This is a genomic window from Pelomonas candidula, from assembly GCF_043555985.1.
Lineage (GTDB): Bacteria > Pseudomonadota > Gammaproteobacteria > Burkholderiales > Burkholderiaceae_C > Pelomonas > Pelomonas candidula.
In genome coordinates this window covers 565,838-591,615 of sequence record NZ_JBIGIC010000002.1, presented here as the reverse complement: position 1 = coordinate 591,615, position 25,778 = coordinate 565,838, and the positions used below count along the sequence as shown (strand labels likewise).

Annotated in this window: 20 protein-coding genes and 2 pseudogenes; 7 read left to right on the top strand and 15 right to left on the bottom strand. The window is 67.1% G+C overall.

Annotated elements, in window-relative coordinates; genetic code table 11:
- Together ACG04R_RS06150 and ACG04R_RS06145 are read left to right on the top strand one after the other, a co-directional pair.
- Positions 1–569, top strand: a 569-nt coding sequence (locus ACG04R_RS06150) for an MFS transporter (RefSeq protein WP_474103404.1), incomplete at its 5' end; no start/stop codon positions are given.
- 194 nt (positions 570–763) lie between these two features.
- Positions 764–901: pseudogene (locus ACG04R_RS06145) on the top strand (IS3 family transposase); the annotation flags it as partial.
- A gap of 117 nt (positions 902–1,018) precedes the next feature.
- Here the strand turns inward: ACG04R_RS06145 and ACG04R_RS06140 are convergent.
- Genes ACG04R_RS06140 through ACG04R_RS06120 form a run of 5 tightly spaced genes read right to left on the bottom strand, consistent with a single transcriptional unit; the run spans position 1,019 to position 4,654 of the window.
- Complete coding sequence (locus tag ACG04R_RS06140) at positions 1,019–1,426, bottom strand: nuclear transport factor 2 family protein (RefSeq protein WP_394407254.1); 408 nt, start codon at positions 1,424–1,426, stop codon at positions 1,019–1,021.
- A gap of 22 nt (positions 1,427–1,448) precedes the next feature.
- The gene (locus tag ACG04R_RS06135) at positions 1,449–2,135 is read right to left on the bottom strand and encodes a DsbA family protein (RefSeq protein ID WP_394407253.1); all 687 of its coding nucleotides are present in this window, start codon (positions 2,133–2,135) and stop codon (positions 1,449–1,451) included.
- Between the two features lie 12 nt (positions 2,136–2,147).
- A complete protein-coding gene (locus ACG04R_RS06130) occupies positions 2,148–2,636 on the bottom strand; it encodes a nuclear transport factor 2 family protein (RefSeq protein WP_394407252.1) in 489 nt (162 codons plus the stop codon).
- A gap of 3 nt (positions 2,637–2,639) precedes the next feature.
- Entirely contained in the window at positions 2,640–3,767 is a 1,128-nt protein-coding gene (locus ACG04R_RS06125) for an ABC transporter substrate-binding protein (RefSeq protein WP_394407251.1), read from the bottom strand.
- Positions 3,764–4,654: an MBL fold metallo-hydrolase gene (locus ACG04R_RS06120; RefSeq protein WP_394407250.1), complete on the bottom strand. Its 891-nt coding sequence runs from the start codon at positions 4,652–4,654 to the stop codon at positions 3,764–3,766. Before ACG04R_RS06120 ends, ACG04R_RS06125 begins: the two co-directional genes overlap by 4 nt.
- Before the next feature lie 113 nt (positions 4,655–4,767).
- On the opposite strand from ACG04R_RS06120, the gene ACG04R_RS06115 reads away from it, so the two are divergent.
- Complete coding sequence (locus ACG04R_RS06115) at positions 4,768–5,670, top strand: LysR family transcriptional regulator (RefSeq protein WP_394407249.1); 903 nt, start codon at positions 4,768–4,770, stop codon at positions 5,668–5,670.
- Positions 5,671–6,118: 448 nt separating this feature from the next.
- Here the strand turns inward: ACG04R_RS06115 and ACG04R_RS06110 are convergent, their stop codons facing one another.
- From ACG04R_RS06110 to ACG04R_RS06075, 8 genes are all read right to left on the bottom strand, one after another.
- Complete coding sequence (locus ACG04R_RS06110; RefSeq protein ID WP_394407248.1) at positions 6,119–6,988, bottom strand: CE1 family esterase; 870 nt, start codon at positions 6,986–6,988, stop codon at positions 6,119–6,121.
- 40 nt (positions 6,989–7,028) lie between these two features.
- The gene (locus tag ACG04R_RS06105; RefSeq protein ID WP_394407247.1) at positions 7,029–8,843 is read right to left on the bottom strand and encodes a glycoside hydrolase family 9 protein; all 1,815 of its coding nucleotides are present in this window, start codon (positions 8,841–8,843) and stop codon (positions 7,029–7,031) included.
- A 13-nt stretch (positions 8,844–8,856) separates the two neighbouring features.
- Positions 8,857–11,550: a polysaccharide deacetylase family protein gene (locus tag ACG04R_RS06100; RefSeq protein ID WP_394407246.1), complete on the bottom strand. Its 2,694-nt coding sequence runs from the start codon at positions 11,548–11,550 to the stop codon at positions 8,857–8,859.
- Complete coding sequence (galA, locus tag ACG04R_RS06095; RefSeq protein WP_394407244.1) at positions 11,550–14,384, bottom strand: beta-galactosidase GalA; 2,835 nt, start codon at positions 14,382–14,384, stop codon at positions 11,550–11,552. Before galA ends, ACG04R_RS06100 begins: the two co-directional genes overlap by 1 nt.
- Positions 14,385–14,500: 116 nt before the next feature.
- The gene (locus ACG04R_RS06090; RefSeq protein WP_394407242.1) at positions 14,501–15,250 is read right to left on the bottom strand and encodes a PEP-CTERM sorting domain-containing protein; all 750 of its coding nucleotides are present in this window, start codon (positions 15,248–15,250) and stop codon (positions 14,501–14,503) included.
- Between the two features lie 177 nt (positions 15,251–15,427).
- Positions 15,428–16,705: an L-fuconate dehydratase gene (locus ACG04R_RS06085; protein ID WP_394407240.1), complete on the bottom strand. Its 1,278-nt coding sequence runs from the start codon at positions 16,703–16,705 to the stop codon at positions 15,428–15,430.
- A complete protein-coding gene (locus ACG04R_RS06080) occupies positions 16,702–17,556 on the bottom strand; it encodes an ureidoglycolate lyase (protein WP_394407238.1) in 855 nt (284 codons plus the stop codon). Before ACG04R_RS06080 ends, ACG04R_RS06085 begins: the two co-directional genes overlap by 4 nt.
- Positions 17,557–17,600: 44 nt before the next feature.
- The gene (locus tag ACG04R_RS06075; RefSeq protein WP_394407236.1) at positions 17,601–18,380 is read right to left on the bottom strand and encodes an SDR family oxidoreductase; all 780 of its coding nucleotides are present in this window, start codon (positions 18,378–18,380) and stop codon (positions 17,601–17,603) included.
- 330 nt (positions 18,381–18,710) lie between these two features.
- On the opposite strand from ACG04R_RS06075, the gene ACG04R_RS06070 reads away from it, so the two are divergent.
- The 4 genes and pseudogenes from ACG04R_RS06070 to ACG04R_RS06055 form a co-directional block, all read left to right on the top strand.
- Positions 18,711–19,805: a LacI family DNA-binding transcriptional regulator gene (locus ACG04R_RS06070; RefSeq protein WP_394407234.1), complete on the top strand. Its 1,095-nt coding sequence runs from the start codon at positions 18,711–18,713 to the stop codon at positions 19,803–19,805.
- 602 nt (positions 19,806–20,407) lie between these two features.
- Positions 20,408–21,561, top strand: a protein-coding gene (locus ACG04R_RS06065) for an IS3 family transposase (RefSeq protein WP_394407232.1) whose coding sequence is annotated in 2 segments (ribosomal slippage) — positions 20,408–20,648 and positions 20,648–21,561 — 1,155 coding nt in all. Because the reading frame shifts where the segments join, the coding sequence is not laid out codon by codon here.
- 151 nt (positions 21,562–21,712) lie between these two features.
- Complete coding sequence (locus tag ACG04R_RS06060; protein ID WP_394407230.1) at positions 21,713–22,219, top strand: c-type cytochrome; 507 nt, start codon at positions 21,713–21,715, stop codon at positions 22,217–22,219.
- Positions 22,220–22,770: 551 nt separating this feature from the next.
- Positions 22,771–23,082, top strand: a pseudogene (locus ACG04R_RS06055) (magnesium-translocating P-type ATPase); the annotation flags it as partial.
- A 188-nt stretch (positions 23,083–23,270) separates the two neighbouring features.
- Here the strand turns inward: ACG04R_RS06055 and ACG04R_RS06050 are convergent.
- Positions 23,271–24,089 carry a TatD family hydrolase gene (locus ACG04R_RS06050; protein WP_394407226.1) on the bottom strand — a complete coding sequence of 273 codons (819 nt, stop codon included), beginning with the start codon at positions 24,087–24,089 and terminating at the stop codon, positions 23,271–23,273.
- 304 nt (positions 24,090–24,393) lie between these two features.
- Positions 24,394–25,689, bottom strand: coding sequence for a response regulator (locus tag ACG04R_RS06045; protein ID WP_394407224.1), 1,296 nt, complete (start codon positions 25,687–25,689; stop codon positions 24,394–24,396).
- Positions 25,690–25,778 lie beyond the last annotated feature (89 nt).

Below are 25,778 nucleotides of genomic sequence, written 5' to 3'. Positions count from 1 at the left end.
GCCCGCTGTTCCTGCTGGACCCGACGTCGGCCGGCGGCCTGGGCATGGACAACGAGTCCCTGGGCCACATCAACGGCACGGTCGGCACGCTGACCTTCATCGCCGGCGCCTTCCTGGGCGGCTTCCTAGTCGCCAAGCGCACCTTGCCGCGCAGCTTCTTCACGCTGGCCCTGGTGCTCAACATCCCGCACCTGACCTACTTCTACCTCGCGCAGACGATGCCGACGGACACGGTCACCATCGCGGTCATCGTGTCCATCGAGAAGTTCGGCTTCGGCATGGGCTCGGTGGGCCACATGCTCTACATGATGCAGCAGATCGCCCCCGGCCCCTTCCGCATGGCCCACTACGCGATGGCCACGGGCGTGATGGCGCTGACGAAGTGGGGCACCGGTACCGTCAGTGGTTTCCTGTGGAACGCCGTCGACCACCACTATGTGAGCTTCTTCGGCTGGGTGCTGATCCTCTCCATCCCGCCGGTCATCCTGGCGTGGCTGGCACCGTTCCCGCACGATCATGACGAAGCCGCCGAGTTCGCCGGCGAGGCCGCACCGGCCGCAGGGCACTGACGATGAAGCCGCTGCTCGGCCTGCCGATGCCACCTTCACGGGGCGACCTGTCGACGTGGTGTCGCGGGCGACCGAGGCGACCACACCTGGCGACTTCAAGTGAACCTGGCCCGTGCGTCCGGCGGTGGTGCGCAGGCCATGCCTTCAGGCATTGAACTTTACTGGGAGGCGAGCACATGACGCGAGTACGAGGCTCGCGCAATGACGCTCGTGCCGACGTCTTCAACTACATCGAGATGTTCTACAACCCCAAGCGGCGCCACGGCACTGCCGGCGACACTTCGCCGGTCGAGTTCGAACGACGCCATTCCCAACGGCTCACGGGTGTCTAGGAAAACCGGGGCGATTCAACCTCGGGCATCTTCGTCGGCTTAGATGCCGCAGACATGACGTCTCACTTGCGGCGTCTTTGGTCACCCTTTCGGCTGCCGGTCAATTCGCTATCCAGCTCATTTCGTCCCCACTGCGCGGTCGACCAACAGCGTGTCGGTGAACTGCTCGAATGCGGTCACGCGGCCGTCGGCCAGCTTCCACACGTGGGCGGTGCGGACATCGATGGCGCGGCCGGTACCGCGGCAGGTGCCCCGGTAGGAGCCAGTCGCGACCACCGCGTCGCCACTGCCGACAAGTTGCTCCAGATGGAAGCCGAAGCCCTCCCAGTCGTGGGCGATGCGCGCGAAGACCCCACGCGCCACGGCCTCGGGGCCGACATAGGTGCCAGCGTACGGAAAGCCGGCTGCTTCGGTCCAGCGAACCTGGGGATGCATGTCGACGAGCATCCCGTCGATGTTGCCGCGATCGGAGGCCGCATAGTGCGCACGGATGATGTCCAGGGCGGTTCGGGAAGAGGTGCTCATGGGGACTCCTTGTCGTGCGAACTCAGATCGCGCAGCCGTCCGGGCCGCACTGGAAGGCCGACGCACTCGCGCCAGCCGGTACCTGCCCCTGCAGCCACTCGCCGAACGCCGCCGGCTGGCCCATGAAGGGCCCGATGTCGATGCTGCGCCAGCTGCCTGCCTGTTCAAGCACGAAGCTCGGAAAGCCCCGCACGCCCAGGCGCTGCATCAGCGTGCGTGTCTCGCCGATGTGGCGCTGCACAAAGTCGCCTTCGGTCGCGCTCAGCGCGGCGGTGAAGGCCTCGGCGTCCAGGCCGATGTCGGCGGCCAGCTCCTCCAGCACCGCGCGGTTGGCGATGCGGCGGCCTTCGACGTAGTGGGCCGTCTGCAGCCTGGCCAGCAGGTCCAGGCCGCGGCCGGCGACAGCATCGGCGGCCAGCACGGCGGCGATCGGCGGCTCGGAATCGAACACGGCGGACGTGTCGTTCAGCAGTCCGTCTCGGTAGGCGGCGCCGAAGGGTTGGCCGCTGAGCTGGGCGATGCGCTGGTCATGCGGCAGCACGAAGCCGCGCAGCTCGGCCGTGACGGGGCGGCGAGCCGGGCCCGCCATCATGCCGCCGCCGTGCGCTCGCACGGGCAGCCGCTCGCGGGCCGCCTTGACCAGCGGCGCCGCGCCATAGCACCACCCGCACAGCGGGTCATGGATGTAATGCAGCGTGGGGGTGTCCATGGCGACCTGTCCTCAGTACATCGGGCGCTTGTTGACGGCGTCGGCCGGCACGGCCTGCATCACGTCCCAGTGCTCGGCGATCTTGCCGTTGGCGACGCGGAAGATGTCGACGATGACCATCTCCGGGGTGTTGCCCATCTTGGGTTGGCGTGTCTGCACGAAGACCAGGTCCCCCTCGGCCGCGACGCGCAGGAACTCGACCTTGAACTTCGGTCCGTTGAGCAGGCCGATCTTCTCGACGAACTGCTTCACGGCCTCGGTGCCGTCGGCCATGTAGGGGTTGTGCTGGATGTAGTCCTTGGCCCAGTAGCGGTCGACCGCGCTGAGGTCGTGGTCGCCGAACAGCGCCTGGTAGGCCTTCAGCACCAGCGCCTTGTTGGCGGCGGCGTTGGCGTGCTTGGAAGCCGCAGCGGGCTTGGCGTCGTCGGCCCGCGCGGCGGGCAGGGCTGCGGCGCCGAACACCAGCAGCAGGGAAAGGGCGAGGGTCGGGGTCTTTTTCATGGTTCAGTCTTTCAGGGGGGAAATGCCTCGCACGGGGCCGATCAGGCGTTCGAGGAGGCTCTTGAGCCGCTCGACGCGGGCACGGTCGCGCATGAAGGCCAGAAAGTCTTCGGGGCTGGTGTTGTACTGGTCCAGCGTCCTGTAGCCAGCCGGCGGCGCGACGTCCTTGCGGATCGGGAACTGGCGCGGGTTGGAGGCGTTCGGCAGCGACAGCGTCCAGCTCATGTAGAGCTTGGCCGCGGCGGGATGCTTTGCGTCCTTGAAGATCGCGCCGGTCTGCGCCCAGGTGAGGAAGGGATCGTTCGCGGGCAGCACGAAGCGCAGCGGCGACGATTCCACGGGCACGAAGTTGCCCGAGGTGCCCGTCGCCACGGCGTACTTGCCCGCCTCCACCGCGTCGCGCGGCGTCTGCGTGCCGCGCACCCACTGCACGCCGTTGGCCTGCAGCTTGTCGATGAAGCCGATGCCGTATTTCTGGACGATCTTGTCGAAGACGTAGAGCACCGCGTCGTCGTCATGCGGGTAGGTGATGACGATGCGGTTCTTGAACTCGGGCTTCAGGAAGTCGGCGTAGTCGCGCGGCGCGTTGTCGGCACTGACCAGGTTCTTGTTGTAGCTGTTCGCGAAGGTCAGCATGAAAAGGCCGGTGAAGCGAGCCTGCGGGTCCTTGTAGGCCGCCGGCACCTGGTCCCAGCCGATGGGCTTGTAGGGCAGCAGCAGGCCGCGCGCGGCCCAGCTGTCGAAATCGTGCAGCGTCTGCAGGTGGGCGACGTCGACCTTGAGGTCCTTGCGCAGCAGTTCTTCCTCGATGCGGGCATCGTGGTACTTGCTGAGGTCGACGACGATGTCGAGCTTCACGCCCGGGAACTGCTTCTCGAAGCCGGCCTTGATGCCGAAGCCCTGGGTGACCTCGTCGCCACCGGCGTAGACGGTCAGCGAGCCGCCCTCCTTCAAGGCGGCCTGGTAGAGCTCCTGCAGCGTCTGGCCCGCGCCGTCGCGCTCCACCGACGCCGGCGTGGCCGCAGCGGGCTGCGCCCCGGCGGGGGAGACGGCCGCCAGCGCGGCCGCGGCGGTCACGCCCAGCAGCGCCAGGCGGCGCGTCACCGCCCTGGGTCCGAAGGCGGCGCTCACCACTTCATCTCTCCCTTGTTCACCTTGGCGCCGATGTCCAGCGCCATGCCGAGGCCGGCCTTGGGGTAGGCCTTCTGCATCGTGGCGATCAGCTCGGCACCGTTGGCCGCCTTCGGCAATTCGGCCTCGAAGCGCTTCAGGTAGTCGCGCGTGTAGGTGATCGCGCTGGTGTCGAGGGCGGTGCCGGCGGCCATGTGGCCGGGCACGACCAGCGCGGGCTGCAGGGCCAGCATTTCGTCGAGCTGGGCCAGCCAGGCCTGGCGCTCGCTGGGCTTCTGGGTGTCGGCGGTCCACACGTGCAGGTTGCCGAAGATGCCGATGTTGCCGACGATGGCCTTGATCGACGGGATCCACACATAGGGGCGGTGGGCCAGCTCGCCGGTCGTGCCGCGCACTTCGATGCTCTCGCCGTCCACGCTGAGGGTCGTGCCACTGATCGCTTCGGGCACGATGGGCTGCTTGGGCGCGTTGGCACCCATCTTCGGCCCCCAGAACGCAAGCTTGCCGGCCACCTTGGCCTGGATCTTCTCGCGCACCGCCGGCGTGGTCAGTACCTGGGCCTGGGGAAAGATCTGCTTGAGCGTTTCCGCACCGAAGTAGAAGTCGGGGTCGGCATTGCTGATGAAGATGGTCTTCAGCGTCTTGCCGGTGTCCAGCACATTGGCCGCGACGCGCAGCGCATCGGCGCGCGTGAAGCCGCTGTCGATGACCATCACCTCGCTCTTGCCGCTGACGACGACGGCGTTGACGTGGAAGCTGCCTGCCTCGGCGTTGTGGACCTTGACGGTCAGCGGCGCGGCGGGCGTCTGCGCGCCGGCACCGTCGGCGACGACGCCGAGTGCGAGCAGGGGCAGAAGGCGGCGGGCGAACTTGAAGCTGGTAAGCATGAGGGGCTCCTGGGTGAAATGGATGGTGCAGACTTTATTTACATCACTTCGATTGATAAACATCGCATCAATAGAATCACCGTTGCACATTTCGTCGCTATAGACCTCTGAATATGGACCGTCTCGTCGCCACCCGTGTCTTCGTCTCCGTCGTCGAGCACGGCAGCCTGACCCAGGCTGCCGAAAGCCTCGACATGTCCACTGCCATGGTCAGCCGCTACCTCGCCGCCATCGAGGCGTGGCTGGGTACGCGGCTGCTGCACCGCACGACGCGGCGCATCAGCCTGACGGAAGCCGGGCAGGCAGCGCTCGCCGGCTGCCGCCAGCTGCTGGATCTCGCGGAGGACGTGGAGCACCAGGCAGGCGAGGTCGGCCGCACGCCATCGGGCCGCCTGCGCATCGCGAGTTCACCGTCCTTCGCCGAGGCCCAGCTCGCGCCGGCACTTGTCGAGTTCCAGCGGCAGCACCCGGAGGTCGGCTTCTCGCTCGTTGTCACCGACCGCAGCATCGACCTCGCGGCCGAACGCATCGACCTTGCGGTGCGCATCACCAACTCACTGGAGCCGACGATGATCGCGCGGCCTCTCGCCTCGTGCCGCTCGGTGCTGTGCGCCGCGCCTGCCTATCTGCACGCGCACGGCCAACCGCGCACGGTCAAGGCGCTGCAGTCGCATCGCTGCCTGACGCACGCCACCGTCGGCGCGGCGCAATTCCGTTTCCGCCAGCGCCGCCAGCTCATCGAGCTGCCGGTGACGGAGGGGCTGTCAACCAACGACACCGGCGTGCTGCGCCGTGCCGTGATCGAAGGCGGCGGTATCGGCATCCTGCCGACCTATCTGGTCGGCGAAGACCTGAAGTGCGGGCGGCTGGTTCGCGTGCTGCCGACGGTCGAACCCGAAACGCTGGGTATCCACGCGATCTTCCTGTCCCGTCAGCACCAGCCGCTGGCACTGCGCCTGCTGGTCGAATTTCTCGTCGAACGTTTCGGCGGCGATCTGCCGCCTTGGGACCGTTGAAGCGTTCAGGGTCGCGCTTGGTTCACGCGTGGCCTTTGCCTGCCGCTCGCGCGCACGACCTGCCCTGCTGTGTCTCGAACGGCTGACAGCGCGCAGCGGCGGTCCAGTTGGCCGGGCAGCCTTGAAAGATCAACCGCGTCCTTCATGCAGCCTGCCTCCGCACCCGCCCTGAGCGCTGCCGATCAAGCCCAGGCTGATGCACTGGCGCAGCAGATCGTCGGCAACTGGCGCCGAAAGCCCAAGACCGAACAGGGGGGCGAGTGATGGTGAGCGTTTCAACATGCGGGCGTCGCCGCGTTGCCCCCAAGGTCGGGCGGCTTCCGAGGCCAACATCCTCGTCAGCCTGGCCACCCGCTGATCGGACCGAACCAGGCCACGACCCGGGGAGAAATCGATGTGGCTACAGCGCCTCGGCCAGCAGGCGCGGCGCCGCGCCTGCACTAGAAGCCTAGAAGCGGTCGAAGAAGGCCTTGGTTTCTGCGGCCGAGAAGTTCGGATACCAATGCCCACCCTTGGGGAAGCCGCACCAGACGACTGGCTTGCCTGCGGTACAGCCCTGGTACTCGACGCAACCATTGGTGCCCATGGGCGTGGTCGTGGCGCTGCAGCTGTTGCGGGCGAGGAAGGTGTTGCGGGCCTCTTCGCCGGCGGCGTAGGGCACGACGTTGTCGTCCATCGCATGGACGAAGATCGCGGCCACGCGGTTCGATGAAGTGCCACAGCCGCTCCAAAGCGAACCGGCCATCGGCGCGACGGCCCGCACCATGTCGCCCATTTCGCAGCCGATGGCGTTGGACATCATGCCGCCGAAGCTGAAGCCGGTGGCGAACACGCGCGTCGGATCCGTGCATGTGCCTTGCTGGACCTGGTTGATCACGGCGCGGATGAAGCGGATGTCGCGCCCACCCGGGTTGGCCCAGCCCTTGTCCAGGCCGTCGGGTGCGACAAAGATGGCATCGTTGCCGTACAGCGCCGCGAGGCCGAAGTAGCCGCTCCAGCCGTGCACATCATCCGCACTGCCGTCGCGCCAGTGCAGGCCGATGATGACGCGATACGGCTTGTTGCGGTCGTAGTCGGTGGGCAGGTCGAGCCAGTAGTTGCGCGCGACGCCGTCCGACGTGATCGTCAGCTTGCCGGAGGCGAGCTGTGTCGCGCTGGCGTCGCAGCCGCTGCTGCCGTTGGCTTGCGAAATAGGCGCTGATGCAGTGGGCGACGCAGGAGTGGCCGCCGCCGTGCTGCTCGGGGCCGCCTCGCCGCCTCCGCAGCTGGCGACCGATGTCGCGAGCAGCGCGATGCCGAGCGCGCAGCGAAGCGCCACGGCGAGGCGGCACGTCACAAGGGGCTGTGACGAAGTCCGGTCAGTGCTCATGTCCGAGGGACCTTTCGGGGACATCGGGCGTCAGCGACTGCAGGGCCGCAGACAGGTAGACCAGCGGCGCGTTCCAGTTGATCGCGATCTCGTTGGTCGTGTAGCTGCACAGGTTGTCCTGGTAGGCCTTGGCCGGCAGCGTGGAGGGATAGGGCGTGGGGCAGTCGTCGCCCGGGCCGGATTTGGGGCCACCGACGATCATGCCGGGCACCGGCGGCTGCTCGGGCATGGCGGCTGACGGGCGGTGGTGGGGATGCAGCGGCGAGCGGGTGCCGAAGCCGGTCACCATCGCGTAGCCGGTCGGATGCCGCCCCAGCACGAAGTCCAGCGCCGACTGTGCGGCATCCAGCATGCGACGTTCGCCACTGAGGCGATAGCCCTGGATCAGCATCAGCGCCTGGTTCAGCGCAACGGCATTGCTGCCCCAGATGAAGTCCTGGGTCTGCATGGCCACGCGGTAGGGCGAAGCCTCCCAGCGTGATGCGAAGCTGTCGGCCAGCGTGCGCACCTGCGCCTCGATCAGCGGCCTGTCGGCCGCCGCCGTCAGCCGCTCGCGGTGCTGGGCCAGGCTGACCCAGGCGAGGGCGCCGACGTCGGGCCAGCCGGGCACTTCGATGCGCGGCGCGATCTGCCGGAAGGACTGCCAGTAGTGCTCGTCGCGCGTCGTGATGTAGAGCTCCGCCGCTGCCCAGGCGAACTCGTCGGCCAGCTTGGCGTCCTCGTAGCCGCCGGTGTGGATGTCAGGCGGCTGGCGGTAGAGGACATCGGGGTGGGCCTGGGCCCAGTCCCAGGCTCGCCTGGATGCGGCCAGCATGCGGGCCGACAGCCCCGGCCGCTGGGCCTCGAAGGGCGCCATCACCCGGCTGGCCTGGGCCATGACGGCGGCGAAGTCCAGCGTGGCCGCCGTGGACTTCATGACGACGTAGCGGTCGTGCCGGGCCTGGTGCGGCATGACGATGCCGTCGAAGCCCTTGTCGGTGAGCTTGTGGTAGACGCCGCCGTCGGCGGGGTCCTGCATGGCCAGCATCCACTCCAGGTTCCACAGCACCTCGTTCAGCACGTCGGGCAGGCCGTTGCCGCTCTCGGGGATGTCGAGGTTCTGCGCCTTGAAGAAGGCCGGGAAATGCTCGTAGGCGGCCAGCAGCGTGTAGACGGTGATGCCGGAGTTGACGATGTATTTGTTGTAGTCGCCCGCGTCGTACCAGCCCTTGGGGGCGGCGATGACGGTGCCTTCCGGGCGGCCGGGGCCGGCGGCCGAGGCGTGCACGAGGACATGGTCGTCGGCGTGGCCGGCGGGGCGCGCCCAGATGCCGGCATGCGCGGGGTCGAGTGCCATGCCGGCACGGTTGAAGTAATAGAACTTGAGTGCTGCCGCGTTCAGCGCGGCATAGGCATCCGGGGCGATGACGAAGGGGGCGGACGGTGGCAGGCCCGCTGCCCGCAGGCGGTAGCGGCCGGGCTCACGGAAGGCGGAGAAGTCGGCCAGGCGGAGCTTCTCCTGCGCGGGCTCCCAGGAGCTGGCGACGCCGAGCGAGCCGTGCCAGACCTCGCGGCCGGTAGCCGCGTCGACCAGCGAGAAGCTGTCGGCCGCGACGTCGCGCAGCACGGCCCATTTGCTGCCCCCGGGCAGATAGCCGACCTGGTTGAGCTGGATGGCCGTCGTGTCGACCGCAGCCGGGCGCTCGATCGCCGTCGGCGCGCCAGGCATGGGGCTGCAGGACTGCAGGCCAAGGACCATCAGTGGCAGCAGGCCGAGCTGGCAGATGCTGCGGGCGACGGCGTTCTTCGGCAGGGGAATGCGCATGGAATTCGGGAGGTCAACGAGTGGGTTCGGGCCATTGGAGGTGCACCAGGTGCCAGCCCTCCTGCTTGAGGCGGCGCAGCATCAACGGCAGGGCGGCGGCCGTCTGTTCCTGCACGTCGTGCAGCAGCACGATGCCGCCGCCGGTCTGGCGCAGCGTGACCAGCAGGCGCTCGGCCATCATCTCGGGTGTCTTGCCGGGCACCCAGTCCTCGATGCCGGCCTCCACCGAGAGCACGGTGGTGTTCTGCTTGTGCAAGGCCTCGCGCAGCGCCGGCGTTTCCGCCAGATAGGGAAAGCGCCAGGCTGCCGCGTCGCCGCCGATCACGTGGCGGTAGGCCTTCTGCATGGCCTCCAGGTCGGCCAGCTGGTCCTGGGCAGGCAGTTCGCCGAAGGCCAGGTGCCTGTTGCCGTGCATGGCCACCGTGTGGCCTTCGGCCCGCACCCGCTGCGCCAGCTCGGGGTGCTGCAGCATGGGCTCGCCGTTCATGAAGAAGGTGGCCTTGGCGCACTCGGCCTTCAGGGCCTGCAGCACGCGCTCGGTGGTGCCGGGGTGGGGGCCGTCGTCGAAGGTCAGCACGAACTCGTTGGCGACCAGCGGCAGGCGGCCATGGACGCCGCCGTGGGCCGCGCCTTCGCGCGGCAACTGCAGCACGCGCGAGGTGCCCAGGGACTCGGGGCCGCAGCCTTCGATCTGCCAGTCGACGCTCTCGTGGCTGCCGCGGTCGTCGCTGACCTCCAGCGTGGCAGGGCCCGGCGTCAGCTCGATGGCCGGCCAGGTGGCGACGCGGTCGACGACGTCGACCGTGCCGACATCCTTGCCATTGACCCGCAGCGTCGCCTTGGCGGCATTGCTGTAGGCCTTGATGACGACGGGGCCTGCCGGCCGCATCGCCAGGCGCTGGCTGGCAACGTGCAGCACGGGCTTGGTCTGCCACCACGCGCGCATCAGGTGGTAGGCGTCCTTCAGCGTGCGGCGGTCGTAGGTCACCATGCCCTTGTCGTTGCGGCCGGTGGTGTCGCCCTCGTGGCGGTTGGCGGCGGCATGGTCGAAACCGAGCCAGACGAAGTGGCCCCACAGGAAGGGGCGCTTCTCGAGCTGGGCGGCGTAGGCCTCGTGGAACAGCGCCTGGTACTGCTCGGGGTGCCAGCGGCCGCCCGGTTCGGGGCGCCGTGGCGGATCTTCCTGCTGGATGGCGCTGGCGCCGGCGCCGTATTCGCCCAGGCCGATGGGCTTGGTGGGCAGCCTGGCATGCAGCTTGTCAGCCCACGGGCCGATATCGCTGAACTGGCCGTCGTACCAGCCCCAGTAGCGGTTGTACGAAGCAAGGTCGGTGACCAGCGCCATGGGATGGTCGTCGGGCGCGCAGCAGTGTGCGTAGCTGGTCAGCCTCGATGGGTCTTCGCGCTTGGCCAGCGCATGCAGGTCGGCGAGCAGGGCGCGGATGGGTTCGTCGCTGCGGTAGACCTCGTTGCCGACGCCCCAGACAGCCACCGAAGCGTGATGCCGGTTCTGCCGCACCAGCTCGCGCAACTGGCCGAACAGGTTGTCGCGAAAGGCCGGCGTTTCCGCCATGGCCGAGTTCAGCGGAATCTCGGTCCACAGCACGAGCCCCAGTTCGTCGGCGCGTTCATAGACGTAGGGCGGGTGCTGGTAGTGCACCAGGCGCAGGCCGGTAAGGCCAAGGTCCATGAGGATGCGCAGGTCCTCGTCGATCTCGGCCTTGCCCACCGCCACGCCGCGGCCGGGCCGGCCGGAGTGGAAGTAGTTGACGCCGTAGAGCGGGTAGGGCTTGCCGTTGAGCAGGAATCCGCGGTCGGGGTCCACAGCGAACTGGCGCAGGCCCACGGGCAGCTGCACGGCGTCCGCCACATCGCGCCCGTCCACCAGCTCGGCGCTCAGCCGGTAGAGGTAGGGGTCCTTCACGCCCTGCCACAGATGCGGCCCGGGCACGTTCAATATCGCCGTGACGGTGTCGGCGGCGCCCGCCGGCAGGTCCAGGCGCCGGACCTGCTGCACGACGATGCGGCTCTGGGCGTCACGCAGCGTCAGGCGCAACTGCCGCGGCGCGGGCCGGGCACCATCGTTGCGCCACTGCAGCTGCACCTTCAGGCGTGCGTGGGCGGCGTCCAGCGCCTCGATGTCGAAGCGCAGGCCGGGGCCGCCATGGTCCAGCAGCTCGATGTGGGTGTCGGCGGTCTCGATCAGGCGCACGGGCCGGATCAGGCCGCCGAAGACGGTGAAGTCGCCGCCCAGCGGCGCCACCTGGGGCAGCCTGCTGTTGTCCACGCGCACGGCCAGCACGTTGCGGCCGGGCTTCAGCAGCGGCGTGATGTCGAAGCGAAAGCGCGCATAGCCGCCTTCGTGGTGGCCGGCATGGCGGCCGTTGACCCACACGTCGGCAGCCAGCGTCGCGCCGTCGAATTCGAGGAAGCGGCGGGTCTGGGCGCCCGCCGGCACGTCGAGCATGCGCCGGTACCAGGCAGGCCCGCGGTAGGGTGTGCCGCCCGTCTCGCCATCGGAGGCGTTGTAGGTGTGGGGGAGGGTGACGGCCGTCCATGCGGCATCGTCGAAGTCCGGCGCCTCGGCGCCAGCCACGTCGACGCGCTGGAAGCGCCAGCCGTCGTTCAGCAGCGTGCTGGTGCGCCCCGCATGAGCCTGCAGGGCGACCAGCAGGCCCAGCAGCAGCGCCAGCAGCGAACGCGACATCAGCGCGCTCCGCGCTCCAGCACGATGCGGGCCCAGAGGCCGGTGGGCTGGCCTGGCGCCGCCTCGACGAGGACCGTGACTTCGCGCCGCACACCGCCCTGCGGCAGCGTCACGGAGAAGGGGGCCGGCTCGGCGCTCGTCTTCTCGCCGAGCTTGACGCCGTCCACCCAGACCTCGGCCTTGCCGGCGATGGCGCCGAAGGCGAGCTGGGCGTGGCCGTCGTTGCGGTCCGCACGCACGTTGACGCTGCTGCGATAGAGACGGAACGGCTTGACATCGGCTTCGCGCCGCATCGGCGGTTCGTCCCAGCCCCAGGAGTTCATGTCGTTCTCGGCCAGCTTGACGTTGGGGTCGGGGCGCGTGGCCGTTGCGGGGGAGACGCGCCAGCTCAGCAGCGGCGTGGTCGGCTCGGCGGTGGGCACCTGCGGCGGCGCGGTGGCGGCGCTCAGGGGCAGTTCGACCTCGGCGTCCTGCAGGCCTTCGCTGATGGCGCGCAGCTTCAGCGCACCGTGGCCGCCGCGGCGGCTCTGCACGATGACCTGGGCCAGGCCGTTGAACAGGCTGCGCTCGCTGGCCTTGTCGGCCTCGTGGGAATTGGGGTCGCCATTGCCCACGCCGATGATGGCGCCCTGGCCCTCCAAGGTGAAGGACACCTTGTTCTGGGCCAGCGGTACCGGCCGGCCCTGGGCGTCGACGGCGCTGACGGTGATGGGGACGGCGTCCAGTCCGTCGTCGGCCAGGGCCTGACGGTCCGGCGTCAGCACGAGGCGCACGGCGGGTCCGGTGGTCTCCACGACATCGCGTGCTACTTCCTTGCCGTCGCGAAGCGCCACGGCTTCGATGCGGCCCGGGGCGTAGGGCACCTGGAAGAAGTTCATCTCGTAGGGATCGACGGCCTGTTCGCCGATGTCCTTGCCGTTGAGCACGACCCGCACGCGTTGCGCGTTGCTGGTCACCATCACGCGGATGTTCTGGCCCTCGCGGCCAGCCCAGTTCCAGTGAGGCTGAAGCTTGACGACCGGGCGGTCCTTCACCCATTGCGCCTGGTGGATCCAGAAGGCGCCCTTGGCAAAACCGGCGAGGTCCATGGCGCCGAAGAAGGAACTGGCGCTCGGCCATTCATAAGGTGTCGGCTCGCCGCGGTAGTCGATGCCGGTCCAGACGAAGCTGCCGGCGATGAAAGGCCGCTGTGCGATGGCCTTCCAGGCGTCGCGGTGGGTATTGCCCCAGGACGAGGGTTCGTCGTCGTAGCTGCCCATGATCTGGGCCTTGCTGTCGCTCGCGTACTCGCCGCGGGTCATGTAGGCCGAGGTGTCCTCGGTGCTCGTCATCGGGCGCTTGGGGTGCTTCTTGTGATAGTCGTCGTAGAGCCAGGGCTGGTAGTTCAGGCCTACCACGTCGACAGCGTCGGCGGCGTTGAGGTCGGTGGTGAGGCCGCCGTGCATGGCCCCCGTGACCGGGCGCGTCGCGTCCAGCCGCTTGATCTCCTTGACCATGCGGCGCGACATCTCGTAGCCGGACTCGGTGCTCTGCAGCGGCTCCTCGTTGAAGATGGACCAGAGGATGACGCTGGGGTGGTTGCGGTCGCGTCGCACCAGCCAGGTCAGCTGCTGCATGTAGTCCGGCGAGGGGTTGAAGTGGCGGTTCTCGTCCATGACGAGGAAGCCCATGCGGTCGGCCATGTCCAGCACCTCGGCCGCCGGGGCGTTGTGCGCGAAGCGGATGGCGTTGGTGCCCATCTCCTTCAAGCGGCGCAGGCGGAATTCCCAGATGGACTCGGGCAGGGCGACGCCGACACCCGCATGGTCCTGGTGAATGCAGACGCCCTGCAGCTTGACGGCCTCGTCGTTGAGGAAGAAGCCGCGGTCGGCGTCGAAGCGGATCGTGCGGAAACCCGTCTGCACCTCGGTGCGGTCGAGTTCGTTGGCGGCGTCGCGCAGCACGGCGCGTACGCGGTAGACGTTGGGCTGGGTGACGGACCAGAGCTTCGGCTCGCGCACGTCCAGCTTCATGCGGGTGACGGCCACGTCGAGCGCACCGACGCGGGCGCGAGCGCTGCCCTTGGCCACCTCCTGGCCGGCCGGGTCGATCAAGACCACGTCGACGACGCCGTCTCGCGGAACCTTGGCGCTGCTTTGCAGCGTCACTTCCACGGGAATGCTCCATCGGCCGCCCTGCTTGACGGGGTTGGCATGCAAGCCGTCGGTGGCGATGTGCAACGCGTCGCGTTTCACGAGCCAGCTGTGGCGGTAGATGCCGGCACCTTCGTACCACCAGCCCTCCTGGGCGTCGGCATCGACTCGCACGGCGATGGTGTTGGGATCGGTGCCGTAGCGCACGTAGGGCGTGATGTCGATGCTGCGGCCGTTGTAGCCGGACCAGTTGCGGTCGACGACGATGCCGTTCACCCACACGGTGCTGTGGGTGGCGATGGCGTCGAACTGCAGTTCGATGTGACGGCCGCGGTCGGTCTCTGGCAGTTGCAGATAGCGGCGATACCAGCCGATGCCGCGTGCCCGATAGCCCTGGGATGCGTTCTCGTTGCGGTCGAACGGGTTTTCGACGGCCCAGTCGTGAGGCAGGTCCAGGCGACGCCAGGCGGAGTCGTCGAAGTCCGCGGCGGCCGCGCCCCAGCCGTTGTTGGTCTTGCCGTTCTGGTAGCTCATGCCATGGCCCCTGACCACCGGCATGTCCACCTCGCCGCGATGGAACAGCCAGCCGGCGTCCAGCGATAGGCGTTCACGGCCGGCAGCCCGGGCCGGACCCGCCCCCAGGAACAGCGAGATCAGCAGGCAGGTCGCCAGCCAGCGGAGGAGGGGGGGAGGACGCAGCATGGAGCTTCCTGGCAGGATTTCGATCAGAAAAAGAAATAGGTCGCGCGGCCCTGTTGGAAACCGCGCGACCAAAACCGGCCAGTACAAACCTGGCCAGCCCGGAAAAAGATGACCTCTCAGGCCCGACGGCGGCGGAACAGCGCGATGCTGACCAAGCCGGCCATCCACAGGGCAAGGCTGGTCGGCTCGGGAACGGGAGCTGCGACCGATTCCGCGGAGGCGGTCAGGCCAATGTGGATCTTGGCCCAGGTGTTGTCGGTGGACGGGCTGGTCCAGCTGGCGGTGAGGGTGGTGGGGCCGCTGTAGGCCGCGTTGCCGAAGACGACCGCTTCGGCGTAATTGGCCGGCAGGCAGGTGTCCGTCGTGAAGTCGGTGCTGCACAGCTCGATGTAGGCGTTGCCCTGCGACATGGCGCCCTGGGCCAGAACGCTGTCCAGCTTCAGGCTGACGGTGATGGTCGAGCCGGCGGCCACCAGGATCTGGTTGTCGATGACCTTGGCGAACGACCAACCGCTCTGGCCGCCGCTCACGTCGACCCTGGCCTGGGCAGCCATGCCATTGAGATCACTGGGGTTTTGGGTCGTCATCGACGCCATCGCCGTCGATGCGCCATCGACCACCGAGGACGAGCCGGCATTGCCGTGCCAGAACACCGCGCTGTCGAGGAAGCTGGGGTTGTTCAGGCCGACGCTGGTGCCTGCCGACTTGTCCCGCCAGTCCACATCGACGGGCAGGTAGTACCACCAACCGCCGCCGGACACGGACAGGTTGACGTCCGACACCTGGACTTCTGCCACGTCGGCAAGGGCCAGTTGCGATGCGGCGACCAGCGCCATGCCCGCGGCAAATTTGATGTTCTTGATCACGTTGTCTCCGATCTGTGGCGTGCTGCGGGAGGAGCACGTCATCGTTTATTGGTCATACCAGTATCGCAAGTATCCAATCGTGGTCTTACCGGGGGAATACCTAGATCCATCAAATAAGGGGTGTCCTGCAGCCGCTGTTGATGCCGATGCCGATGCCGGCAACCACCACCCTGGCGCTCACGCCTCGAACCGGTACGTCGCCAGGGACGTCGGCTTCATCGTGATTGAGAAGCCCGGCGCCGTTGGCGGCAGGTAAGCCGCGCCGCGCACGACGCAGGGGTCGACGAAGTGCTCGTGCAGATGGTCCACGTACTCGATGACGCGGCCTTCGCGCGTGCCGGCGATGCAGAGGTAGTCGATCATCGACAGGTGCTGCACGTACTCGCACAGCCCCACGCCACCGGCGTGCGGGCAGACAGGCAGGCCCAGCTTGGCGGCCATCAGCATGACGGCCAGGATCTCGTTGACGCCGCCCAGCCGGCAGCTGTCGATCTGCACCACGTCGATGGCGCCGCGCATCATGAACTGCTTGAACAGGATGCGGTTCTGGCACATCTCGCCGGTGGCGACCTGCATCGGCGCGATGGCCTCGCGGATGGCACGGTGGCCTTCAACGTCGTCGGGGCTGGTGGGCTCCTCGATGAACCAGGGCTTGGCGAAGGCCAGGTCCTTCAGCCAGTCGATGGCCACGGGCACGTCCCAGACCTGGTTGGCGTCGATCATCAGCTTGCGGTCGGGCCCGAGCACCTCGCGGGCGATGCGCAGCCGGCGGATGTCGTCCTCGCGGTCACGGCCGACCTTGAGCTTGATGTGGTTGAAGCCGGCGTCCACTGCCTCCTGGCACAGCCGGCGCAGCTTGTCGTCGGGGTAGCCCAGCCAGCCGGCGGACGTCGTGTAGCAGGGATAGCCTTCGCGTTGCAACGTGGCCAGCCGCTCGGCCTTGCCCTCGGCGGCGTGCGTCAGCAGCGCCAGCGCCTCGTCGGGTGTGATGCAGTCGGTGATGTAGCGGAAGTCGATGCAACGCACCAGCTCCGCCGGGCTCATGTCGGCGACGAGCTGCCAGACCGGCTTGCCCTCGGCCTTGGCCCACAGGTCCCACACCGCGTTGACGACGGCTCCGGTCGCCAGGTGGATGGCGCCCTTGTCCGGGCCGATCCAGCGCAGCTGGCTGTCTGACGTGACGTGGCGCCAGAAGCGACCCATGTCTTCGGCGATCCAGCTCAGTTCCAGTCCGACGACCAGGTGGCGCATCGCCTCTATGGCGGCGCAGCAGATGTCGTTGCCGCGGCCGATCGTGAACGTCAGGCCGTGACCTTCCAGCCCGGATTGGTCGGTCTCCAGGATGACGTAGGCGGCGGAGTAGTCCGGGTCGGGGTTCATTGCATCCGACCCGTCCAGGTGCTGGGAGGTCGGGAAGCGCACGTCCAGCGTGCGCAGGCCGGTGATGGTGGTCATGCGTTCACGGTCTTCTGCGTCTGCACGCCCAGGCCCTGGATGCCCAGGCGCATCGTCTGGCCCGCCTTCAGGTAGACCGGCGGCTTCTGGCCCAGGCCGACGCCGGGCGGTGTGCCGGTGGAGATGACGTCGCCGGGCTGCAGGCTCATGAAGCGGCTCAGGTAGCTGACGATCTGCGCGACGTTGAACACCATCGTGCGCGTGTTGCCGTTCTGGTAGTGGTGGCCGTCGATCTCCAGCCACAGGTCAAGTTGCTGCGGGTCCGCCACCTCGTCGGCCGTGACCAGCCACGGGCCGATGGGGCCGAAGGTGTCGCAACCCTTGCCCTTGTCCCACTGCGTGCCGCGCTCCAGCTGCCATTCGCGCTCGGACACGTCGTTGACGACGCAGTAGCCGGCCACATGCTTCATCGCATCGGCCTCGGCGATGTAACTGCCGCCCTGGCCGATGACGACGCCCAGCTCCACTTCCCAGTCGGTCTTGACCGAGCTGCGCGGAATCTTCACGTCGTCGTCGGGGCCGCAGATGGCACTGGTCCACTTGGCGAAGACGACCGGCTCGGTGGGCACGGGCAGACCGGATTCGGCGGCATGGTCCGCATAGTTCAGGCCGATGCAGATGAACTTGCCGACGCGGCCGACGCAGGGGCCCAGGCGCAGGTCCTGTTGCGGGGTGCCGGCCACCAGCGGCAGCGAGTTGACGTCGACGCCGCGCAGCTTGGCCAGGCCGTCGGGCGTGATCGCGTCACCGGCGATGTCGTCGACCAGCGCGGAAAGGTCGCGCACGCGGCCCTGGTCGTCGAGCAGGCCGGGGCGTTCCTGGCCGGGGAGGCCATAGCGGAGAAGTTTCATGACGATTGTTCAGGAATCGGGGGAGGGGGAATGGAAGGGCCGGCTCAGATGGTCACGCCGCCATCCACGGAAACGGCCTGGCCTGTGATGAAGCGCGACGCATCGCTGAGCAGGAACACCACCAGCGGCGCGATGTCATCCACCGTCGCCAGGCGCCCCATCGGCTGGCGCGCGATGAAGTCCTTCTCTGCCTGCACCGGGTCCGCTGCGGCGGCGATGCGGCCGCGCAGCGACGGCGTGTCCACGGTGCCAGGGCACAGCGCATTGCAGCGCAGGCCTTGTTTGACGTAGTCCGCCGCGACCGACTTGCTCAGGCCGATGACGGCGGCCTTGGTCGTGCCGTAGGCGAAGCGGTTGGGGAAGCCCTTGATCGACGATGCCATCGAGGCCATGTTCAGCACCGAGGCGCCCGCGCCCGTGCGAGCGGCCTCGGCAAGCATGCCGGGCAGGAAGGCGCGCAGCATCCGCAGCATGCTTTTCACGTTGAGGTCCATGCTGAAGTCCCACGCGGCTTCATCGCAGTCCAGCACCGAGCCGTGGTGCACGAAGCCGGCGCAGTTGAACAGGCCGTGCAGCGGTGGCAACTCGGCGGCCAGTGCGTTGATTGCGGCCGTGTCGCGCACGTCCAGCCGCGCGGTGCGCAGCCGGGCACCGGGGCCGGCCTCAGCAGCCAGCGTGGCCAGCCCCTCGCTCTGGATGTCGGTGGCGATGACATCGCCCCCCGCGGCAAGGCAGGCCAGCGCGCTGGCCCGTCCTATGCCCTGGGCGGCGGCGGTGATGAGGACGGTCTTGCCACCCAGGATGCTCGGGAGTGTGTTGGTCAAGAAATATTCCTTAAATTGGCCTGACCAGTGTAGCTAAAATATGAAAAATCATCCATTCAATGAAATGGAACGTAATTTCGGTAAGTCCAATTCGGACGCCTGCGCAGCGTAGGAGCAGGTGTCGGCGGCCGCCCGTCGCGCTCTTGATCGGGCGTCGACATGGCGGTTGGCAACGTCTGCACCTTGGGTGGGGGCGAAGCTTTGATGAGTCCTCACGAGGGCTGCTACGGCTCAAGCGAGGCCAGCGGGGCATGACCTCGCTGCTACAGTCAAACGCTAGGGCGTCTGACGCAGATTCGCGGTGAAGAGACGGACCTTCCTGCCACTTCCGTGTCTGCCCCAGATCCCAAGACTTCGCTGCCGCTTCCCTCGAAGTCTCGTCGCCGCGGTGGTGCGGCCACGCTTGCTGATGTCGCCCGCGAGGCGGGCGTGTCCGTGATGGCCGCCTCCGTGGTGCTGAACGGGGCGAAGTCGGCCACGCGGACATCGGCAGAGACCCGTGCACGCGTCATCGCTGCGGCCGAACGGCTGCACTACCGGGCGAACGCGACAGCCCGTGCTCTCGCGAACGGCCGGGCGAATGCCATCGGCGTCGTCGCCAGCCACTGGAAGGAGGACGCCAACCTCTACTTCATGGAAATCCTGGGTGGCGTCATCGAGATGGCGACGCCCAGCCGGCAGACGGTGGCTGTGTTCATGTTGCAGGGCTGGGAGGAGGCGCAGCGGCGCCTTCCCGAGATATGCGATGGCCGTATCGACGGTCTCGTCCTCGTTGCGCCGCGACTTGGCATGGACGCCTCTGCCTGGATGCCCCGGCATGTCCCGGTTGTGACCTTGCATTCTGAAAACGCCATCGCCGGCGTCGTGAATCTGGAGCCTGACGAGGAAGTTGGCTCTTTCGAAGCTGTAAGCCAGATGTTGGTGATCGGCCATCGCAGAATTCTGCACATCGCTGGCCCGGCGGGATTGCTCGGTGCCGAACGGCGGCTGGCGGGTTACCTTCGTGCCTACGCAGCGGCGCGATTGCAGCCTCCTGACGATCATGTCGTGCGTTCGGCCCTCAACGCCGATGGCGGCCGCCAGGCGATGCTCGATTGGCTGCGAGGGCATCGCACGGAGCCGATTCCAGAGGCGGTGTTTTGCGCGAACGACGCTATCGCGCTTGGTTGCATTCAGGCCCTCTCGACGCAGGGAGTGCGCGTGCCCGAAGAGGTCTCCGTCGTAGGCTTCGATGACATCTGGTTCGCGCGCGCATCGTCTTTGGCTACCGTTCGACAGCCTCTGCACGCGATGGGCAAGCGGGCGATGGAAGTGCTAATGGAACAGATAGAGGCCATGCGCGAGGGGGCGCAGTGGCGGGGCCCGGGCAACATCGTCTTGCCCACTGAGTTCGTTCATCGTGGAACGCTGAAGCCGCCCCGCTGACGCCCATCTTCAGCGACTAGGATTTTCCCGAAGTCAATTGCTTTGGCACCCGGACTACATTGCGCGCAGATGAATTAGCGTTAATTCAACTTCGGCCTGACAACCCTACGACCGACCTTGGAGGTGACTTCTGCAGGCCGTCGTGACTTGGCAGCACCCCGCCGGACGCGCAGCGTCCGCAGCGGGTGGTGGGCGGCCGGCGGCTTAGACGCTTCCTACTGCTCGTGCCCAGACGGCGCGGACTAACAACAAGGACCTGCCATGACTCACTCAAGCACATCGCTAAGCGATATCGTTCGTGGTATTGTCGCTACAGCGCCACAAGCGGTGGATGAAGCCCTCATAGAACTCCATGGAGCGGTACAGCGGCAGTTCTCTCTCAGGTCCAACTTTGCGCGCTACACCTGGGCCCCTGCCGATCCGATGGATACCAACCTAAGCTCGTCGAGCCCGCTCGAACTCGATCGAAATGACGTAGCCGAGGGCGGGATGCCGGAGGTTCGGGCTGTAGAACCTCTCGATGTGGTGGAACACGTTTGACTGAATCGCCCCGGGTTCAGTAGACACCTTCGAGCCTCAAACTGAGGCCCTGAGGAGGTGCCATGACAGCGAAGCAACCCTACCCGGAAGAATTCAAGATCGAGGCGGTCAAGCAGATCACGGAGCGAGGTCATCGGGTGGCCGACGTCTGCGCCCGGATCGGCGTGAGCCAGCACAGCCTGTACAAGTGGATCAAGGCGTATTCGGCGCCGGCCGCTGAGCGACAGGCGCAGGCCTCGCAGACCGAGGAGCTGCGGCGACTGAAGGCCGAACTGCGGCGCGTGACCGAGGAGCGCGACATCCTAAAAAAGGCCGCCGCGTACTTTGCCAAGCAGTCCGGGTGAGGTACGCGTTCATCAAGGCGCACGAGTCCCACTACAGCGTGCGCCGCATGTGCAAGGTGATGCAGGTGCACCCCAGCGGCTACTACGCGTGGAAGGCCGAGCCGCAGAGCTCGCGGGCCCAGGACGACCAGCGCTTGACCGGCTTGCTCAAGCAGGCGTGGCTGGAGAGCGGCGGCGTGTACGGCTATCGCAAACTGACGCTGGACATGCGCGACCTCGGTGAGCACTGCGGCAAGCACCGCGTTGCGCGGCTGCTCAGGCTTGAAGGGCTGCGCTCGCAGACAGGCTACAGGCGCCGCCCTGGGGTGCGCGGCGGCAAGCCTGCCGTGGTCGCGCCGAACCATCTGCAGCGCCAGTTCACGGCGGCCCAACCCAACCAGTCCTGGGTGAGCGACATCACCTACATCCGCACGCACGAGGGCTGGCTGTATCTGGCGGTCGTGGTCGACCTGTTCTCGCGACAGGTGGTGGGCTGGTCGATGGGCAGTCGCATCGACACCAGCCTGGTGTTGGATGCGTTGCTGATGGCGTTATGGCGCCGCCAGCCCAAGCAGGCCGTCACGGTGCACTCCGACCAGGGCTGCCAGTTCACGGGGCACGAGTGGCAGGCCTTCCTGCGCGACCACAACCTGGTCAGCAGCATGAGCCGGCGCGGCAACTGCCACGACAACGCCGTGGCCGAGAGCTTCTTCCAACTGCTCAAGCGCGAGCGCATCCGTCGGCAGGTCTACGCCACGCGCAATGACGCTCGTGCCGACGTCTTCAACTACATCGAGATGTTCTACAACCCCAAGCGGCGTCACGGCACTGCCGGCGACACTTCGCCGGTCGAGTTCGAACGACGCCATTCCCAACGGCTCACGGGTGTCTAGGAAAACCGGGGCGATTCAAGATGCGCGAGGGAAGCGGCGGATGCAAGCCTCGCTTGCGCTGGATCAACCCCGCGCCAAGTCCGTCTGGCAAGCTCATTGCACGGCTGGCTGCCGTTGCAGCGCCGAGTGACGCCGCGAGAGGAAGCCTTGCATGAACACATCGTCGAACGCCGCCTTCCGCAGGCCGAGGTATCTCCTTTTGCCCGGTGCGCTGGCTGCGGCGCTTGTGGGCGGCTGTGCCGTCGAGTTGTCGAATCCCAAGCCTTCACAGCAGCTCGCGCGGGAGGCATTGCCGGCGGGCGACGTCCGGCTGGGCTGGCGGGTGTTTCAGCAGAAATGCGCCGGCTGCCACGGGGCCGATGCGACGGGTACTGCGGCGGGGCCAGACCTGCTTCCCCGAGTCCGTGAGATGGGGGCCCACCGATTTGCCGGCCTCGTCTTGCGCCGGTACGACTGGATCCTTGCCGAGGCCGAGTCCGACCCCAAGGCGACCGCCCAGGACCCCTTGGCCGACAAGATCACGCGCGGTCGGGACGTGGCATTGGCAATGCCCGCATGGCAGGGCAATCCCGCCGTCACGGCCCACATCGAGGATCTGTACGCTTATCTGTCAGCCCGAGCCGAGGGCGCGTTGCCACCAGGCAGGCCCGCCCGATAGCGTCGGGATCGAAGGGCAATCCGCTCCAGCGAGCAAGCGCACAGCCAAAGCCAAAGCCAGACTCATGCGCGCCCTCGCACTTCCACATTTCGGGCCGCGCCATCACGCCGACACCGCGCCGAGACGCCCAAGTGCTTGCAATCGGTCGACTCGAGCCGACCGCCGCCTGCGAGCGTCTCGGCTCGTCGATCGAGGGGCAGACCACGCGCCAGACCCACGCGCGCCTGAGCAGGCATGGTCTCAATGTCGTGTGGCGCGAGCGCAGGCCGTTGATCTGGAAGGAACTCTGGGGGCGGGCCTACCCCGCTCAACGGCCTGCTCGTGGGGCTGGCGGTGGTGTCGTCCGCGCTGGACGATGTCCGCGCGGCGGTGGTGGTGCTCGTGATGGTCGCTCTCGCCATCGTCACGGGTTTCGTTCAGGAACATCGTTCGAACGAGGCTGCCGCCGGGCTTCGCTCGATGCTCAAGCCCTCGGCCAGCGTGCGCCGGCGGGACCCGGTGGGTGGCGAATTCCGGGAAGTCGCGCTGGAAACCGTCTTCCCGGAGACATGGCGATGGATTTGCTGTGCACCGACAAGGCCGGAACGCTCACGCAGGACCGCATCTTCCTCAAGCGCCATCTGGATCTGCGCGGCAACGAGTCCGAGCGTGTGCTCCAGTACGCGTGGCTGAACAGCCACTTCCAGTCACGCCTGAAGAACCTGCTCGACGTGGCGGTGCTCGAACATGTCGAGCTGCACAAGACGCTCGGCATCGACCAGGGCTATGCGAACGTCGATGAAGTGCCGTTTGATTTCAGCCGGCGCTGCATGTCGGTCGTGGTGTCGACGCCTGCAGGCAAGCACGTGCTGATCTGCAAGGGACCGGCACGTTCTCGGTCTGCGCGCTGGCCTACCTCGTCGCTTGGGGTGCGATGAAGGCGCTGGTGCCGCAGCATGTCGAGATTGCACTGTAGTTCGGGATGACGGGCGCATTGCTGCGATGAGACCCTGAATCAACCGACCGTCGTGTGTCCATGCCAGATCGACAGCCGCCTGCCTGTGTTGCGCCGTTACGAACTCCGTTGAACGCCTGGTTGCGCAACAGGGAGTGCGGTCAACCTGAACAGGCGGCGACTGGCTGCGCTCGTCTGCGCGGCGACTTCGTTGAGGTCGACACGCTTGTGCTCAGCGACGGCCTGCGCCACGAACGGGAGCAGCGCGGGCTCGTTGTACGGGCGAGTCTTGCCTGCATTTTTCGGTCGCAGGTAAGGTGCGTCCGTTTCCAGATGCATGTGATCGAGTGGCACAACGCGCAATGCATCTCGCAGCGCGGACCCGCGCGCAATGTCGCTCACCCAGCCGGTGATGCCGATGTCGAAGCCAAGCGCCAGATAGGCTTCGGCCTGCTCCGCGCCGTCGGTGAAGCAGTGGACAACGCCGCGCGCGCCGGCCCGCGATGCGTCCCGCAGCATCGCGTGAAAGTCTTCGAACGCATCGCGGCAGTGCAGGAACAGCGGCTTGTCCAAGCGTATTGCTGCGGCGATCTGCGTCAGGAATACCCGGCGTTGATCCGCGGCCGGAGAGAACATGCGGTTGTAGTCCAGACCGCATTCGCCCACGGCAACAACCAGCGGGTCGGCCCACAGCGCCTCAAAAGGTTCGGTCCCGGGCCAAGCCTTGGCATCGTGTGGATGCACGCCTGCAGTCGCCCAGACGCGCACGGGCCCATCTACTTGCTCACGCGCGAAGGCCAGTTCCTGGCGGCTCGCGGCCAGTGACGTTCCTGTGGCCAGGACATCTGTCACACCAACTGCGGAGGCTCGCTGCAGCAGCTCGGCGCCGAGGCCTTTCAGTTGGGAGGCGTGGAAGTTCACCCCGATGTCGATCAAGTCAGGCTTAGAGGGCATGCGCGAAGTATCCAAGACCGGCCGCGCGCAACCGGGGCCGAGGTGGCGCGCGACAAGGCCCCGACGTGCGGCATGCTCGCCAAGCGGGGCGCCTTCAACTGAGAAATCGGACGCGGGGCTGTTTCTCTGAAGCGCGTGATGGCGACTCTTGTCGGCTGCTCGTGCCCAGGAGTTCCAAAGAGCTCCTGGGGCCTCGGTAAAAGCAGCCCTTTGATTGGTCTGACAGGCCGCGGCGAAGCAGTCACCGAGAGGTTCACAGATGTTTGGGGAAGCCGGAGCGATTCATTCACCAGACATCGCCGGTCACTGGACGGCTTGGCAACAGGCGAAGAATTTCATCGGCCAGGGCCTCCAGGTCCATGGGCTTCTTGAGGTAGCCGTCCATGCCCGCTTGCAGGCACTCCTCGCGCCGGGCTGCGCCGCTGGTCGCCGCGACGATGGGAAACGGGGGCAGGGCGCCGATGCTTTGGAAAGTCCGGATGTGCCCGGTGGCTTCGAGGCCATCCATCACGGGCATGTCCACGTCCATCAATACCATGTCGGGCGGGCGGTCCTGGCACATGTCCAGCGCGGCCGCGCCGTTTGCAGCCACCAGGACGTCGTACCCCAGCGCCTCCAATTGGCCGCGTGCCACGACCTGATTGACCGGGTTGTCGTCCACGACCAGCACCCAGCGGCTGTCCTGTACATACAGTGCCATCGGCACGGTGGCGCGACTCTCCGGTGTCGAAGTGCGCCAGTCAACGTGGGATGTGAACTGGTCCAGTTCCAGTGGGCTGATCGGCACGACACGGATGTCAACGGAGGTCTTGCCTCGAAAGCGTATCGATGCAGACCCGGCAAGCACGGCCAGTACGGTCCACACGGACGGCATGCGCATCGCGATTTGCTCGAGCTGGTCCAGATCGGCGCGGCTGTCTTCGGTGGCGACGATCAGCTTGGGGCTCGCGCGCCTGGATACCGTCGGCAGCTCAGCGGAAACCATTGCCAGATCAGTGAAGGTCTTCACCTGCCACCCTTGCCGGCGGAGCCGGTGTTGCAGTGAATCCAGCCCACCCTGCGCCCCGCTCACGAGCCAGGCGATGGCACCGTTAGCGTCGGGGACGACATCGATGCTGCGCTCCGGCTCCGACACTGGGATGTGCAGCTCCAAAGACAGGACGATCCCGTTGGTGCCCGCATCGACGAACTGCACACGTGCTCCGGTTGCAGGACATACTCCTTGCGCACGAGGCCGGAGATTCTGCTCGGGCACATCGGTTGGATCAGCGAGCAGTCCGAGGCGCTGAAGCACGCCATCAAGCGTCGTGGTTCGTACAGCTCCAGAACCCGCCGCGTGAACCGTGATGTGGCTGGCACCGTCGATGGGCGGCGAGGATTCGGCGCAGAACATGATGAACCCGCTGTCGAGCACGTCGATCATGGCCAACATGATGCGGTGAAGACCTGCGCGGACTGCTGCGTCCGGCTCGGCAAGCACCACGGCTGTGCCCAGGCAGTCAAAGTACGGGATCAAGCCCTTTCGGCGTGCCACCGGAATCAGGTTGCGAACGCCCTGGGTGTACAGCTCTGAAAACTCCATCCCCGCCCGCCAACTTCGCGGTCCTCTACCTGGCCTCGCGGCCCAACTATTCCTTGGGACCGGCCTCAGGTGAGCGTGTTCGACACAAG